Raw genomic sequence first — 2,651 nt, forward strand, 5'->3', positions numbered from 1 at the left:
CGACGCGGACGGCTCGGACCTGCGGCGGCCGCCCCGGGGCCCCGGGCAGCACGTCCCGCACGGGGGGCCCGCGGGGGGTGCAGGGTGGGCGGACGCGTCATCCGACCATGGTCCCTGCTCCCCCTCGCGGGGGCCGTTCATCAGGTGGTGTGTCGCCGATCAGGACAGGATGTGCCGCATCAGCTCGGCGGTCGCGCTCGGCGTCTTGCCGACCTTGACCCCCGCGGCCTCGAGGGCCTCCTGCTTGGCCTGGGCGGTGCCCGAGGAGCCCGAGACGATCGCGCCGGCGTGGCCCATGGTCTTGCCCTCGGGGGCGGTGAAGCCCGCGACGTAGCCGACGACCGGCTTGGTGACGTTCGCCTTGATGAAGGCCGCCGCCCGCTCCTCGGCGTCCCCGCCGATCTCGCCGATCATGACGATCGCGTCGGTGTCGGGGTCGGCCTCGAAGGCGGCCAGGGCGTCGATGTGCGTAGTGCCGATGATCGGGTCGCCGCCGATGCCGATCGCGGTCGAGAACCCGAAGTCCCGCAGCTCGTACATCATCTGGTAGGTCAGCGTGCCCGACTTGGAGACCAGGCCGATCCGGCCCGGTCCGGTGATGTCCGACGGGATGATGCCCACGTTGGACTTGCCGGGGCTGATGATGCCGGGGCAGTTGGGCCCGATCAGGCGCACGCCCTTGGCCTCGGCCGCGGTGTAGAACTCGGCGGTGTCCGCGACGGGGATGCCCTCGGTGATGATGACGACCAGGGGCATGCCCGCGTCGATCGCCTCGAGCACCGCAGCCTTGGTGTGGGCCGGCGGCACGAAGATGACCGACACGTCAGCACCGGTCTCGGTCATGGCCTCGGACACGGAGCCGAAGACAGGGATGTCGACGGCGCCCTCGCCCTGGGGGAAGGTCACGGCGGTGCCCGCCTTGCGGGGGTTCACCCCGCCGACGATGGTCGTGCCCGAGGCGAGCATGCGGGTCGTGTGCTTCTGACCCTCGGAGCCCGTCATGCCCTGGACGATGACCTTGGATGACTCGGTCAGGAAGATCGCCATGTCTGTGAGTTCTCTCGTCTCTCGAAGTCGGGCTCAGGCGGCCGTGTCAGCGGCGTGGGCGAGGGCGGCAGCCGTGTCGGCACCGCCGTCCATGGTGTCGGCGAGGGTCACCAGCGGGTGGCCGGCCTCGCGCAGGATCGCGCGGCCCTCGGCCACGTTGTTGCCGTCGAGACGCACGACGAGCGGCTTGGTGGCGTGGTCCCCGAGCATCTCGAGGGCCTTGACGATGCCGTTCGCGACCGCGTCGCAGGCCGTGATGCCGCCGAAGACGTTGACGAAGACCGCCTTGACCTGCGGGTCGCCGAGGATCACGTCGAGCCCCGCCGCCATCACCTCGGCCGAGGCGCCGCCGCCGATGTCGAGGAAGTTGGCGGGCTTGACCCCGCCGTGGGCCTCACCGGCGTAGGCGACGACGTCGAGGGTGCTCATCACGAGCCCGGCGCCGTTGCCGATGATGCCGACCGACCCGTCGAGCTTGACGTAGTTGAGGTCGTGCTGCTTGGCCTTGGCCTCGAGGGGGTCCGCCGCCTCGGCGTCCTCGAGCTCGGCGTGGTCGGGGTGGCGGAAGTCCGCGTTCGCGTCGAGGGTCACCTTGCCGTCGAGGGCGATCACGGTGCCGTCCTCGGTGCGGACCAGCGGGTTGACCTCGACGAGGGTCGCGTCCTCCTCGGCGTACACCGTCCAGAGCTTCTGGATCACGTCGGCGACCTGGCCGGCGACGTCCTCGGCGAAGCCCGCCTCGGCGACGATCTCCGCGGCCTTGGCCGCGTCGATCCCGACCTGGGGGTCGACGGCGACCTTGGCCAGGGCCTCGGGGCGTTCGACCGCGAGCTGCTCGATCTCGACGCCGCCCTCGACGCTGGCCATCGCCAGGTAGCGGCGCTCGGACCGGTCGAGCAGGACCGAGAAGTAGTACTCCTCGGCGATCTTGGCACCCTCGGCGATCATCACGCGGTGGACCGTGTGGCCCTTGATGTCCATGCCGAGGATCTCCCCGGCACGCTCGGCGGCCTCCTCGGGCGAGTGGGCGAGCTTGACGCCGCCCGCCTTGCCGCGGCCCCCGGTCTTGACCTGGGCCTTGACGACCACCGTCCCGCCTCCCAGGCGCTCGGCGGCCGCGCGGGCCTCCTCGGCCGTGGTGGCGACGATGCCGCCCAGCACGGGCACGCCGTGCTTCTCGAAGACATCCCGTGCCTGGTACTCGAACAGGTCCACCCTGCGCCCGCTTTCGTCGTGTCCGTCGCTCCGGCCGCGCCCGTGTGGCCGCGTCGCCCTCAGCGATGGTAGCCGCGAGGGCAGGGTCTCTTCACATCGAGAGATCGGGGGGACCGTCAGAGCTTGGTGACGGGCGAGTACCGCAGCAGCAGACGCTTGGTGCCGTCCGCCCCGAAGTCGATCTTGGCGACGGCGTTGGCCCCACCACCCTCGACCGCGACGACGGTGCCGACGCCGTACGCGTCGTGGGTCACCTTGTCGCCGACCTCGAGGCTCGGGACGTCCCCCGCCGGCCGAGGGGTCGCCGACCCGAAGGTCGCACCCCCCGTGGCGGGCGCCGTCGTCGAGCGCTTCACCGGCCCGGATCGGGCACCGCCGCTCCGGGAGCC

General features: G+C 71.6%; 2 protein-coding genes and 1 pseudogene. All 3 read right to left on the bottom strand.

Annotation, left to right across the window (positions count from 1 at the left end):
* Positions 1 to 159: 159 nt before the first annotated feature.
* Positions 160 to 1,047 carry a succinate--CoA ligase subunit alpha gene (gene sucD / locus L0B03_RS16275; RefSeq protein WP_250447820.1) on the bottom strand — a complete coding sequence of 296 codons (888 nt, stop codon included), beginning with the start codon at positions 1,045 to 1,047 and terminating at the stop codon, positions 160 to 162.
* A 33-nt stretch (positions 1,048 to 1,080) separates the two neighbouring features.
* Positions 1,081 to 2,262 carry an ADP-forming succinate--CoA ligase subunit beta gene (gene sucC, locus L0B03_RS16280; protein ID WP_250447822.1) on the bottom strand — a complete coding sequence of 394 codons (1,182 nt, stop codon included), beginning with the start codon at positions 2,260 to 2,262 and terminating at the stop codon, positions 1,081 to 1,083.
* A 116-nt stretch (positions 2,263 to 2,378) separates the two neighbouring features.
* Positions 2,379 to 2,651, bottom strand: a pseudogene (locus L0B03_RS16285) (ATP-dependent DNA helicase PcrA); the annotation flags it as partial.

Source organism: Actinotalea sp. C106 (genome assembly GCF_023630195.1).
Lineage (GTDB): Bacteria > Actinomycetota > Actinomycetes > Actinomycetales > Cellulomonadaceae > Actinotalea.